The organism is Anaeromassilibacillus sp. 1001302B_160321_C8 (assembly GCF_015554745.1).
In the GTDB taxonomy this organism is placed as follows: Bacteria; Bacillota; Clostridia; order Oscillospirales; family Acutalibacteraceae; genus Anaeromassilibacillus; species Anaeromassilibacillus stercoravium.
The window spans coordinates 106313-119128 of the sequence record NZ_JADNJD010000005.1; the positions used below are offsets into that span (position 1 = coordinate 106313).

The window sequence follows — 12816 nt, forward strand, 5'->3', positions numbered from 1 at the left end:
GAGCGCAGCCAGCGCCCCGGCCAATGGAGGATTTTACATGTTAGCAACGGAAAAGACCATGGAAAAAATTGTAGCGCTTTGCAAAAGCCGCGGCTTTGTCTACCCGGGTTCTGAAATCTACGGTGGCCTATCCAATTCCTGGGATTACGGCCCGCTCGGTGTGGAGTTTAAGAACAATGTGAAAAGGGCTTGGTGGAAGAAGTTCGTCCAGGAAAGCCCCACCAACGTCGGTTTGGACGCCGCAATCCTGATGAACCCGGAGGTCTGGGTGGCTTCCGGCCATGTGGGCGGCTTCTCCGACCCGCTGATGGACTGCCGCGATTGCAAAACGCGCCATCGTGCCGATAAATTGATCGAGGATTTCACCGGGGAGCCGGCGGACGGCTGGAGCAACCAGCAGATGATGGATTTCATCAAAGAGCACGACATCAAATGCCCGAACTGCGGTTCCTCTAACTTTACGGACATCCGTCAGTTCAACCTGATGTTTAAGACGTTCCAGGGTGTGACGGAGGATGCAAAAAATGAACTCTACCTCCGCCCGGAAACCGCCCAGGGCATCTTCGTAAACTTCAACAACATCCAGCGCACCACGCGCAAAAAGGTCCCCTTCGGCGTATGCCAGGTGGGAAAGAGCTTCCGCAATGAGATCACGCCGGGCAACTTTATCTTCCGTATCCGTGAATTTGAGCAGATGGAATGCGAATTCTTCTGCAAGCCGGGCACCGATCTGGAATGGTTCGAATACTGGCGCGGCTTCTGCCGCGACTGGCTGTTGTCCCTCGGCATGACGGAGGAGAACATGCGCCTGCGCGACCACGCCAAAGAGGAGCTTTCCTTCTATTCCAAAGCCACCACGGACATCGAGTACCTGTTCCCGTTCGGCTGGGGCGAGCTCTGGGGCATTGCAGACCGCACGGACTACGACCTCAAGCAGCATCAGGAGCACTCCGGCAAGAGCCTGGAATATTTCGACCAGGAGGCCAACGAGCGCTACATCCCCTATGTGGTGGAGCCGTCCCTCGGCGCGGACCGTGTGACTTTGGCCTTCCTCTGCGACGCATACGACGAAGAGGTGGTCGATGCAGAAAAGAAGGACACCCGCGTGGTCATGCACCTGCATCCGGCGCTCGCGCCGTTCAAGGCTGCTGTGTTGCCCCTCTCCAAAAAGCTGAACGATAAGGCGCAGGAGGTCTACAACCGCCTGACCAAGCACTTTATGGTGGATTACGACGACGCCGGTTCCATTGGCAAGCGGTATCGCCGGCAGGATGAGATCGGCACGCCGTACTGCATCACCTATGACTTTGACAGCGAGACGGACGGCTGCGTTACTGTCCGTGACCGCGACAGCATGGAGCAGGAGCGTGTGAAGATCGACGACCTGGTGCATTACATTTTGAAAAAGATCCAATTCTAAAAATCGGAAGAGGCCGGAACCCATGCGGTTCCGGCCTCTTCTTTTATAGAAACGTTACGTTTCGGCTGTATAAATGCGCAGGACGTCGTCCGATCCGTAGGCAACCAGATGGTTGGAATCGTCCGGCGCGATGGCGAGAAAATCCGATAAGGTCATAAAAGCGCCCCCGTTGGCGTAGGTGACCGGGTATTCCTTTCCACCAATCTGGCAGGCTTGGTTTTTTACCGTGGCTTGGAGCCCACAGAGGCGCGCCGTTTCTGGGACGGGAAGGAGCACTGCTGTATCGCCTCCGGAACCCATCATCATGTTGCGGTTCAAGCTGGTGTCCCGCCCATTTACCCGGATAGTCCTGCGCGCCGATGCCGCACGGAGGGCCACCGTCATATCGGGCAGGGAAGAGAGGGCAACCGGCACACGGACGATCCCAAGGGCATAGGGGGCCACGTCGTATGGCTGAAAATAGACGACCAGATTTTCGCCGTCGAGGTAGTACGAATAATTGCCATCCAACGCCCGCACGGCCTCTGATGCGGTTTCATAGAGCGATTCATCCGTTAAGATGTTCTTCAAATGGGAAAGGATTTTATCCGTGATTTCCGGGATCGCTTCTTCCGGATTCCGGAAGAGATCGCGGAACTCGTAGAATTCGCCGGTCTCCGGGTTTACATTATAAGAACTAACCCAGCTCATCCCATGCGCGCCGCCGGTGTAGGTTTCATTGGTCAGCCAGACCGATAGCAGCCCGCTGTCCTGGTAGTCGAATACACTCTGGTAGAACAGTGTGGACGCCTGTCCCGCGCTGCCGTTTCCCGCTGCGGTTTCCTGCAGGTCTGCCATGGCATCCTGTTGCTCCGCCACAATTTTTGCGTTGAGCTCGTCCGCACCGGGAAATCCGGAGAAGTGCGGTGTGACGATTTTCCGCTGGATGTTCCCCTCGGTTTGGTTCTCAATGGAGATCGTTGGCGCGGATATTGTCGGTTGCGCCTCCGGAAGCGGTGCCTGCGAAGACCCAACGAGATCAGGTTGGGAGCCTGAATTGGAGGAGGAGCTCTGGGAAGAGGAGATGGTACCAGAAGAAGGAGCCTCCTGATTGGTGCATCCGCCTGTGGACAAACAGAGGCATACCGCTAACATCATTGCGCATACGCGTATCAACATATATTTCATAGGAATTCTCCCTTTTGTTTCTTGAAAAAATGCATATCGTTTCAAAGAAGTTGTCTGCATTCATTATAAGGAATTTTCAAAAAATCGCAATAGAAATGACACAATTGTAAGCTGGGGTTTCAATCCGTAATGTCTTTGAAAAAGCCTATAACAAATATGCATATTTTCAGGGACGCTTTCGAGCGCAAAGCAGTCCGGAGACGTTTTCAAAGAGGCTGATGCATTTTATTGATACGTCTACGCCGCTTTTCCTTTTAAATAACCATGCCACCGTTCACGCCCAGGACCTGGCCAGTGATGAATGATGCGCGGTCGGAGACGAGAAACCGGACGGCGTCCGCAATGTGGGTCGGGGAACCGAGCAGTTCCAGAGGCGTTTCCTCCCGTAGGGCTTCCAGGGTCTCTGCGCCCAACAGGGCGTTCATCTCCGTGTCGATCACGCCCGGAGCGATACAATTGACCCGGATGTGGGACGGCCCCAGTTCCTTTGCAAGGGCCTTCGTGAAGCCGATCACAGCAGCTTTGGCGGCGGAATAATGTACTTCGCAGGATGCGCCCACCTGCCCCCACATCGAAGAGATATTCACAATCGCCCCGCTCTTCTGATGGATCATATGTGGGAGCGCCAACTGGCAGCAATGGAAAACGCCTTTGACATCCACATCAAACATGCGGTCCCAATCCGCCTCCGTCAGGTCGGTGAACAGCTTTTGCTGTGCAATCCCTGCGTTATTGACAAGCACATCCACTTCACCAATGGTGTGGAACATGGATTCTACCTGGGAGCGGTCCGAGACGTCCGCGCGCACAAGGATGTGCGGAAGGCCGGTAATTTGCTGCAATTCCCGGCAAAGCGCCTTGGCATCGGACTCGCGGCTATGATAGTTGACGGCAATGCGGTAGCCGTCCGCAGCCAACCCGAGCGCAATGGCTGCACCGATCCCGCGCGAAGCGCCGGTCACAAGAGCTGTCCTCATAGTATGTGCCCCTTTCCTTATAGATTATCCGTGGCGAGCATGATCGCCGCCAACGCTGCGATGGGGGCGGTTTCCGTGCGCAAAATGCGGGGGCCAAGCGTTGCGATTTTTGCGCCGTGCTCCTGGGCAAAACGGACCTCTGCCTCAGCAAATCCGCCCTCCGGGCCGATGAAGAGGGAGAGCTTCTGCGTCTTCGGCCCAACAAGTGCAGAGATATGCTCGCCGCCCCCCTCATAAAAGAATAGGATTTCCCCCGCTTTTTCGGCTTCTTGGATGGCGGCGCGGAAGGGCAGGGACGGGGAGACCTGCGGAATCACGCCGCGCCCGCTTTGCTTGGCCGCTTCCTCGGCGATCTTTTGCCAGCGGTCGGCTTTCTTTTTGACGGCCTTCTCGTCCGGCCGGGAGACGCAGCGCTCCGACAGCATGGGGACGATGCGCGATACCCCCAATTCGACGGACTTCTGGACGACCGCATCCATTTTATCCGCTTTGGGAAAAGCCTGATAAAGCGTGACAAAGACAGAGGGTTCGCTGACACTCCGGCAGAAATTCAGCACTTTTACGGTCACGGTTTCCCCGTCGATCTGCTCGATTTCGCAGTTGTAATCCGTGCCGATGCTGTCGCAGAGGATGAGCGGTTCGCCCGGCCGCATCCGCAGGGATTTGGCGATGTGATGGGCGTCGGGCCCGGTCAGAATGGCGCGCTCCTCTGGAATATAATCGATAAAAAATCTTGGCATCATGGTCACCTCAATGGTTTGATTGCTTTATTATACCATATCAGGAGGTTGCTAGGTCGTTTACCGCCATAAAAATCATAGACCATTTGCGCTTAGTAACGGTAAGATGGCGTATTGTTGGAAAGTGGCATATGTGATGTTCGCCCCTCTAAACGCACACAGCAGGTTATAGAACATTCGGTAAACGGGTAGCAACGTACAGATGGGGGATTCTTAAAGAATGGCTTGACAAATCCGGAATTTTATATATAATAATATTTAGTAATACTAAGTAATTTAAATAGGAGAAGGGACATGGATACAAGGTATGAACGGCAGCTCAAACGCGGCGTGCTGGAAATCGTTGTCCTCAAGCTTTTGAGCCAGGGGCGCGCCTATGGCTACCAGCTTTTGCAGCGTCTTGACCAGGAAAGCGGGGGCCTATTCCGTATTAAGGAAGGGACCCTATACCCGATTTTATACCGCCTGGAGGACGACGGCCTGGTTGTCTCGGAGTGGAGTATCCCCGAAGACAAGAGCGTTGCAAAAAAATATTACCGCTGTACGCCGAAAGGGGAGGAGGCCCTTGTAGAGCTGCTGGAGCTTTGGCGCAAATTTGACAGGGTAGCCAACCATTTTTTACAAGGGGAGGATGGGAAAACATGACAAAGGAAGCTTATATCCGCGCGGTGATGCGAAACTTGCGGCTGCCGCGCAAAATTAAAAAACGGATCAAAAACGATTTGCTGAGCGATTTTACAGCGCGTATGGAGGCGGGTGAAACGCAGGAGCAGATTATAAAAGATATGGGGACTCCGGACAAAGTAGCCGCGGAGTTCCACGAGAATTTTGCCGGTCAATTGCTTCCCCAAAGGACGCCGTTGGATTGGTTCCTTCTGATCGCGGGGATTTTGTTTGGTGCAATTGCCCTCTTGAAGGTTTTGGGCGAAGTGTTGCTTCCAGCCGTTTTATCGGCACTTTTTGCAGGCGGACCAGCATTCCCAGAGGATGTCGCTATCATCGGAGGGGCGGATGGGCCGACCGCGGTTTTTGTCACAGGGAGTTTGGCCATAGGTTCCATCCAGTGGATCGGGATATTGCTTCCGCTTCTGCTGTGTGCACTTTTTGTGGGGGCTTATCTTTGGCATCGAAGAAAGAGGAAATCTTCCATATCGTAAAAACAAGCGGCAGGAATCCTGCCGCTTGTTTTTGCATGGATTTACCACTTGACAGGGTGCGAGAAATATGTAATACTCTTAACTGTACTATTTAAAATAATACAGATATTACATATAAAGGAGGAGATTCCCAATGTTTCTTGGCGTGCTGATCACGGGCATTCCCTTTTCGCTGGTGTTGGGAGCCCTGTTGTATTTCCCCTTCTTCCTGTGGAAGAGAAAACTCCATCTTTCCGCCCTGCGCCACCTGACGGTGTATGCACTGATTTGTTTTTCCATTCTAGTGTTTGACGCAACCCTGCTGATCGGTGGAATCAATTTCATGCCGCCCTATTATTTCTTAAACCTGGCGCCCTTTGAATGGCTGCGCCATCCCTATGAGATGGGCATGGAACGGATGGCCAGCCAGTTGGTGCTGAATATCCTGATGTTCGTCCCATTTGGCCTGCTGTTGCCGATGGTCTTTCCGCGTTTGCGCGCCTGTTGGAAAACGCTTCTGGCGGCTCTCGGCATCACGGTGTTGATCGAGGTGCTGCAATATTTCACCGGACGTTCCGCGGACATCGACGATGTGATCATGAACGTGCTGGGTGCTGTCATGGGGTACGGCCTGTTTGCCCTGCTGAACAAAGCGCTGCAATCCAGAAAGTGGTGGCAAAATATGTTGGGGGCTCAGTTGCCTGCATCCCTTAGAAAATAAATCAAATGATTTGATGGAACTAGGCTTGTTGAGAACCAGCTCGATGGGAAAGGAAAAGGACCTGTTCATTTTGAACAGGTCCTTTTCCTTTGTTTATGATGGAATCCTCCGTTAGGGACGTGGAAAAGGCACAATGAAATAAGAAAACAATCGATTTCCCGCTTGCGGAGTCCTGCGAATGCTCCGGACATCTAGACTTCTTATACATATTTTTACATCTTTTATTAAGACTATTATACCATATTAATATGTTTTTATATACACTTAAACCACGCTTTATATACTTATAAAATTAGATACAAGAGTATTGAGCAATGAAAGAGTGGAAATATGGGATATTTTGACGAGAAGTTTCATAAGCGCGAAAAGAAGTACCGGCGGAATTATGAAATAGACGACAGCCTCTATGTACGCTTGGAACAACTCTCCACTGTATACGATGCCACCATTACCGACTTAGTAAATGCTTCTTTAGAGCACTTGATCGAAAGCGAAAAGATTTCCCTCTATAAAAAGGCAGACAACGATTTTTCTGTGACGCATACGCTTCTGATTCGTGAGAGCAATCTCGCCGGGCTTGAGGAACTGAAAGCGAAATACGGCGTGAGCATCTACAAACTCGTGAATATCGCCATCAGGAATGCGCTCGATGAATCGTAAAACAAAAAGCGGTTGAACGAGAAATTTATTCCTCAAATGCATGGATTTGTGAGGTGGCATAGGAAGTGTCAGACAAAAAAGTGATCGTACCGTTTACTGCCTTGACCTTTTGTATTGCCTATGGTGTGTCAAGCGTGTTGATTGTGCTTGGCCAATTCGGATATAGAGTTTACGGCTTGGTTGGCTCATTACAACAATTTGCAATGAATATCCCCTTTGCTATTTATATTTTGTCTCCCGCGATTGCTTCATTTGTCGTTTTAAGAAAGAATGGCGAAGTAGCAAGTTTGCGGGAATGGATAAAAACGGTCTTTTATTGGAAAACGAATGTTTTTGTCTATCTGGTTGTAGTTGCAGGCGTTGCACTGTATTTTGGTATACATATGGCAGTAGCAGCAGGCACAGATAAGATGCTTCCGTTTTATATGTTTTTCCTTTCTTTGCCTGGGAATTTCTTTATCGGCGGCCTGGAAGAAACTGGCTGGATGTATGTATTGCAGCCCGGACTGGATAAAAGATATGGGTTCCTTGTTTCCTCCATTTTCGTTGGGGTTATTTGGATTTTTTGGCATATCCCCCTCTTTTTTATTCCTGGAACAAATCACTGTGACGGGCTGATTGACTTTTGGATGTTCAATATACAGGTTATGTCATTAAGTTTTTTTAGAGGGGCAATCTATAAAATAGCAGGAAAAGGGTATGTGTTTATGTATGTGCTATTTCATACCATGTTCAATGCCATGTCCTCCTTGTTTGTTTCCAGGATGACATGGGCGGGGACAATTGTTGCAAATATTGCAATGATTCTTTTTTCGATCGCAATTGTTACGATGCATCGTAAATCTAAAACGAAAGATGGATAATCTTTATCTTTTAAGCGGTTCGTCCCGCACGGGTAACCGCTTTTGCGGAAAAATTCTAAAAGGGCTGCATCATCGAACGATGCAGCCCTTTTCCTTTTGTCTGTCTATAAATTTAAAATGTCAGAGCCGCTTACAGAGGAGAAAAACAAGGGACTCTTTTGAGGCCTTTCGTATAGCGCCAAGTGTTTTCAGTCCATTTCAGCTTTAAGATTCCGTTTCGCGGACCAACTGGTAGGTCTTCATGCCGCCGCTGAGATTATAGGCGTCAAAGCCGTGTTGCTTTAGGATACGCGTAGCAAGGTAGCCGCGAAGCCCCACACGGCACGTAACATAGACCGGCTTATTCGGATCCAGTTCCGATAGGCGGCCGCGCAGTTCGTCCAGCGGGATGTTTTGATAACCGGGGATGGTGCTCATACCGAATTCCGCCGGGGTGCTCACATCCAGGCGAGTGGTGCCTTCGGGAGAGAGGCCCGGGATATCCTCCGCATAATAGACGGGCATATCGCCCTTGAGGATATTAGCCGCGGTAAAACCCAGCATATTGACCGGGTCCTTGGCGGAAGAAAACGGCGGTGCATAGCAGAGCTCCAATTCTTCCAGGTCGTAGACAGTCCCATGGAGACGTATAGCGGTTGCCAGCACATCGATCCGCTTTTCTACGCCCTCGTATCCTATCGCCTGCGCACCGAGAATGGCACCGTTGCCGTCAAACAACATCTTCATAGAGATTGGTGTTGCGCCGGGATAGTATGAAGCGTGGGACTGCGGATGGATATAGGTCTTGCGATAGGGAAGGCCCAGCGCCTTGGCCTGCTTTTCGTTTAGACCTGTCGAGGCAGCCGTCAAATCAAACGCTTTCAACACCGAGCTTCCCTGCACCGGCTGTGCAGCTTGATGGCCGCCCAACGCATTTTCTGCAGCGAGCCGCCCCTGTTTGTTGGCCGGACCTGCCAGCGGAACCAGCGTTTCCTTTCCGCTGACCAGATGCGTCACGCCGATGGCGTCCCCAACTGCATAAATGTCCGGGTCGGACGTCTGGTAGGAAGCGCTTACAGCGATGCTGTTGCCCACGCCGAGATGCAATCCGGCCTCTTTTGCCAGCTTGTTTTCCGGAGAAACCCCGATCGAGAGAAGCACGAGGTCGCTTTCGATCGCGCTTCCGTTCGATAACTCCACCTGCAGGCCGGTATCCACCTGTGCGATTCCTGCCAGGCCAGTTTTCAGCCGCAAAGAGACGCCATGCTCTGTCAAATGCCTATGTAATATTTGTGCCATTTCCGGATCGAGGGAGGCCACCACTTGGTCTGCAAATTCAACGATGGTCACATCCAGACCGCGCCTCTGAAGGTTTTCCGCCATCTCCACACCGATGAATCCCCCTCCGACCACAACGGCGCGTGAAGCGGAGCGGCCTTTTAGATAGGCATCGATCCGTTCCATATCAGTTACGGTGCGCAGGGTAAAGACACCGTCGAGATCGATCCCCGGCAAAGGCGGACGTTTCGGTTCGGCCCCTGGGGAGAGGATCAACTTATCATAAGATTCGGTATAGACCTCTCCGGTCCGCAAATTTTTGACTTGCAGCTCTTTCTCTGCACGATGGATCGCAAGCACTTCATTTTCGGTCCGGACGTCTATGCGGAAGCGGTTGCGGAGCAGATCCGGTTTTGTAACCAGAAGGGCATCCTTTTCTTGGATGGCGCCGCCAATATAATAGGGAAGCCCACAGTTTGCGTAGGAAATATAATCTCCCTTTTCGAACAACACGATGTCGGCATCTTCGCTTAGTCTTCGTAAACGCGTCGCGGCGCTTGCACCGCCGGCCACACCGCCTACAATACAAATCTTCATTTTAAAACCTCCTGCTGCTCGTAATGATATCTCTATTTTAATACCAAAAGTTGCGAAAAGGATGTGACTAAGTTACAGTAGACGGCTGACTGAACAAAGAAAAGCCATTGCCAATTTCAACCCACACCACCCTCGCGGGTGGCGACATCCTTTCGCCTTGTTGAAATCAGCAGCGGCATCCAATTTCAACCCACACCACCCTCGCGGGTGGCGACGGGCATGACGGCGAAGCAGATCGAAAAGGAATTGATTTCAATCCACACCACCCTCGCGGGTGGCGACCTTATGCTTCCGAATCGACTCGACCACTTTATCAAGATTTCAATCCACACCACCCTCGCGGGTGGCGACTACATGCAAACTGCCGCACCATAGCGGCCAGCAGGAATTTCAATCCACACCACCCTCGCGGGTGGCGACCGTCAAGGGTTAAACCGCTGCGGCGGCGGCGGGAATTTCAATCCACACCACCCTCGCGGGTGGCGACCCTTTTGGACTTTCTGCAGATCGCCAGTTGCCCTATTTCAATCCACACCACCCTCGCGGGTGGCGACGAATAAGCTAAGATATAATCATAGTCGCCATCCCATTTCAATCCACACCACCCTCGCGGGTGGCGACCAAGGTTCTTACAACGGTAAATCTTTATTCTGTAATTTCAATCCACACCACCCTCGCGGGTGGCGACCCCAATACTGGGGAGTGCCCCAACGCCGACGTAATTTCAATCCACACCACCCTCGCGGGTGGCGACTTTATTCTGTAGAAAAAATAGAATCCCGTGGATTGGGATTTCAATCCACACCACCCTCGCGGGTGGCGACTATAGTTATATAATATAATCACAGGGAGAGAAAAATTTCAATCCACACCACCCTCGCGGGTGGCGACAGTTTTCCAGAAATTGTGCATCCGTCAGCTTCATCTGATTTCAATCCACACCACCCTCGCGGGTGGCGACAAACGTACAGCGGCTTGGAAAGCACCCTGGAAGATTTCAATCCACACCACCCTCGCGGGTGGCGACCTGTCGTCGCCGACCGATAAATCTATCAAAAGCGTGATTTCAATCCACACCACCCTCGCGGGTGGCGACTCAAGTGCTTCTATATATGTTACAATCGGAGACGGATTTCAATCCACACCACCCTCGCGGGTGGCGACGCCGGAGCATTGGCAGATGGTGGTGAGCAAGGACAAATTTCAATCCACACCACCCTCGCGGGTGGCGACACCGAAACTTTTTCACAATCCCCTACCCCCTCGATTTCAATCCACACCACCCTCGCGGGTGGCGACTGTCACTGTCTTAAATTCGGGTGCGTGCGTGTTAAATTTCAATCCACACCACCCTCGCGGGTGGCGACGCGTCTGTAGGAGATTCTGTCCATCCGCTAGACGATTTCAATCCACACCACCCTCGCGGGTGGCGACAGCAAAAATGGACGAGAAATTCATCCATTTTCTATTCCTATTAAAGCATAATATCCAATAAAACACAAGATTCGTTCAGCCTGTACGGGTATTTTAAGAAGAATTTGTGTGTTGATTGGACATAAATAGGTGCGAACCGGCCAGCAAATTTCTGTGCGCTTCTGGTTCGCACCTACATTCCCTTTTCTATGAACATTCCTGAATCGGATTCCTCACTGTTCGAAGAGTTCGGATTCGATCGCGGCGCAAAGGTAGTGGTAGATGGCAAGGTGATATTCTTGGACACGGAATGTACGTGTGTCCGGCGCCATAAGTGCCCGGTCCGCCAGCTTGGCCAGTTGGCCGCCGCCTTGGCCGGTCAAGGCGATCACTTTTGCCCCGCAGACACGGGCCGTCATTGCGGCAGCGCACACGTTTTTGGAATTGCCCGATGTGCTGATTCCCAAGAGAACGTCCCCACACTGCGCATACCCCAGTACCTGCTGTGCAAAGATCAAGCTGGGCTCTACATCATTCGCAAAAGCGGTGTTTAATGCGGTATGCGTTGAAAGGGAAATGGTAGGGAGCGCCCCTTGTAAAGCATCTGCGATCGCTGCACCTTCCGCTCCAAATAATTCGGAAAAGGCCGCCTTTTTCCCAATCGAAAGCGGGCGCTTGAGCAGGAATCCCTTCATTAGCTCTCCAACAATATGTTCACTGTCGGCGCTGCTGCCGCCGTTTCCGCAGATCAGCAATTTCCCGCCTGCACGAAACGTGTCGGAGAGCAGTTGGAAGGTTTTCAGAAGTTCTTCCTGCAAGAAGCTCAAGTCGGGATGAAGCGAATAGAATTCTTGGGTGATTTGTTGCGTGCGTGTATTCATAGACGGTTCTCCTTTTCTTGGTAATAGAGGGCGACGGTCAGCGCGGCAATATCCCCCACCGATTCCGAAAGCGCGCAGGGGACCACCGTACAGGCGGCGCGCGCAGCGGGGAGCGTCTCAGCTGCAATCACACGCGCAGCGGCGGGCCAAAGCTGTTCCCGGCAGCGGGCGAAGATGCTTCCGATCACAATGCGTTCCGGGTTTAGCAAATCGATCACCATGGAAAGCCCCTTCCCGAGCTGCTCGCCGGCAGCCTGAAGGATGGACACGGCAAGCGGGTCGCCAACCTGTGCAGCCCGGCCCACGTCCGCAGCCGTGATGGAACCCAATTGGTCCATACTTGGGCACAAGGCAGGCTTTTTCCCCTGCTGTAGCTCCTGCATTACAAACAACCGTGCCAACTGTGCGATCCCGCCGCCGCTGCAAAATCCCTCGAAGGAACCCGTTTTTCCGTATCCGACGGGGCCATACTGCGCAAGGCGGATGTGGCCGAGTTCTCCCGCCATGTCGCAAGCCCCCGTATAGAGGCGCCCGTTGAGGATCAATCCCGCGCCGAGGCCGGTTCCAAACGTGAGGAACAACAGATTGGAGCAGCCGCGCCCAGCGCCGAATCGCCATTCCGCCAGCGCACAGGCGTTGGCGTCGTTGCAAAGCCAGGCGGGGAGCCCGGTGCGCCCTTGGAGCTCGTCCACAATGGGCAGGTCGTCCCAGCCCGGCAGATTGGGTGGGGAGAGGATGCGTCCCGTACGGCTATCCAACGGGCCGCCGCAGCTGATGCCGATCCCAACTGGCCGTTCCGGGGAAAGGGCGATGCATGTACGGACATCTGCGGCTAATAGGCGAACCATCTCCTGTGGGGAGACAGAGGCAGTCGCATGTGGGGGGCATTTGTGGACAATTTCTACATGGTTTTCCGACGGCCGGCCGAGACATACGGCACATTTCGTGCCGCCGATATCCACACCAATGGCAAACATAACATCC

12 protein-coding genes and 1 CRISPR repeat array are annotated in these 12816 nt (G+C 52.5%); of the genes, 6 read left to right on the plus strand and 6 right to left on the minus strand.

Annotated features, from left to right (window positions below):
- The first annotated feature begins 37 nt into the window (after nucleotides 1-37).
- Nucleotides 38-1420 (plus strand): glycine--tRNA ligase, encoded by a 1383-nt coding sequence (locus I2E77_RS05270; RefSeq protein ID WP_087234311.1) that lies wholly within the window; start codon nucleotides 38-40, stop codon nucleotides 1418-1420.
- Between the two features lie 54 nt (nucleotides 1421-1474).
- Here I2E77_RS05270 and I2E77_RS05275 read toward each other — a convergent pair whose 3' ends face one another.
- The 3 genes from I2E77_RS05275 to I2E77_RS05285 form a co-directional block, all read right to left on the minus strand.
- The gene (locus I2E77_RS05275) at nucleotides 1475-2587 is read right to left on the minus strand and encodes a DUF3298 and DUF4163 domain-containing protein (RefSeq protein ID WP_191362957.1); all 1113 of its coding nucleotides are present in this window, start codon (nucleotides 2585-2587) and stop codon (nucleotides 1475-1477) included.
- Nucleotides 2588-2841: 254 nt separating this feature from the next.
- Complete coding sequence (ymfI, locus tag I2E77_RS05280) at nucleotides 2842-3564, minus strand: elongation factor P 5-aminopentanone reductase (RefSeq protein WP_195450750.1); 723 nt, start codon at nucleotides 3562-3564, stop codon at nucleotides 2842-2844.
- A gap of 17 nt (nucleotides 3565-3581) precedes the next feature.
- The gene (locus I2E77_RS05285) at nucleotides 3582-4304 is read right to left on the minus strand and encodes a 16S rRNA (uracil(1498)-N(3))-methyltransferase (protein ID WP_087234305.1); all 723 of its coding nucleotides are present in this window, start codon (nucleotides 4302-4304) and stop codon (nucleotides 3582-3584) included.
- Between the two features lie 294 nt (nucleotides 4305-4598).
- Here I2E77_RS05285 and I2E77_RS05290 point away from each other — a divergent pair, with 294 nt between their 5' ends.
- From I2E77_RS05290 to I2E77_RS05310, 5 genes are all read left to right on the plus strand, one after another.
- Nucleotides 4599-4949, plus strand: coding sequence for a PadR family transcriptional regulator (locus tag I2E77_RS05290; RefSeq protein WP_087234303.1), 351 nt, complete (start codon nucleotides 4599-4601; stop codon nucleotides 4947-4949).
- Nucleotides 4946-5461 carry an HAAS signaling domain-containing protein gene (locus I2E77_RS05295; RefSeq protein WP_191395913.1) on the plus strand — a complete coding sequence of 172 codons (516 nt, stop codon included), beginning with the start codon at nucleotides 4946-4948 and terminating at the stop codon, nucleotides 5459-5461. Before I2E77_RS05290 ends, I2E77_RS05295 begins: the two co-directional genes overlap by 4 nt.
- Before the next feature lie 133 nt (nucleotides 5462-5594).
- The gene (locus tag I2E77_RS05300; RefSeq protein WP_191395912.1) at nucleotides 5595-6161 is read left to right on the plus strand and encodes a VanZ family protein; all 567 of its coding nucleotides are present in this window, start codon (nucleotides 5595-5597) and stop codon (nucleotides 6159-6161) included.
- Nucleotides 6162-6491: 330 nt separating this feature from the next.
- Entirely contained in the window at nucleotides 6492-6821 is a 330-nt protein-coding gene (locus I2E77_RS05305) for a hypothetical protein (protein WP_087234297.1), read from the plus strand.
- A gap of 65 nt (nucleotides 6822-6886) precedes the next feature.
- Nucleotides 6887-7684 carry a CPBP family glutamic-type intramembrane protease gene (locus tag I2E77_RS05310; protein ID WP_195450751.1) on the plus strand — a complete coding sequence of 266 codons (798 nt, stop codon included), beginning with the start codon at nucleotides 6887-6889 and terminating at the stop codon, nucleotides 7682-7684.
- Nucleotides 7685-7888: 204 nt separating this feature from the next.
- On the opposite strand, the gene I2E77_RS05315 is transcribed toward I2E77_RS05310, so the two are convergent.
- From I2E77_RS05315 to I2E77_RS05325, 3 genes are all read right to left on the minus strand, one after another.
- Nucleotides 7889-9538 (minus strand): FAD-dependent oxidoreductase, encoded by a 1650-nt coding sequence (locus I2E77_RS05315; protein WP_087234293.1) that lies wholly within the window; start codon nucleotides 9536-9538, stop codon nucleotides 7889-7891.
- Between the two features lie 113 nt (nucleotides 9539-9651).
- Nucleotides 9652-10972: direct repeats of the CRISPR family, unit length 33 nt; unit sequence ATTTCAATCCACACCACCCTCGCGGGTGGCGAC.
- Between the two features lie 212 nt (nucleotides 10973-11184).
- The gene (locus tag I2E77_RS05320; protein ID WP_195450752.1) at nucleotides 11185-11832 is read right to left on the minus strand and encodes a D-sedoheptulose-7-phosphate isomerase; all 648 of its coding nucleotides are present in this window, start codon (nucleotides 11830-11832) and stop codon (nucleotides 11185-11187) included.
- Nucleotides 11829-12809, minus strand: coding sequence for an ROK family protein (locus I2E77_RS05325; RefSeq protein WP_195450753.1), 981 nt, complete (start codon nucleotides 12807-12809; stop codon nucleotides 11829-11831). Before I2E77_RS05325 ends, I2E77_RS05320 begins: the two co-directional genes overlap by 4 nt.
- Nucleotides 12810-12816: the final 7 nt, after the last annotated feature.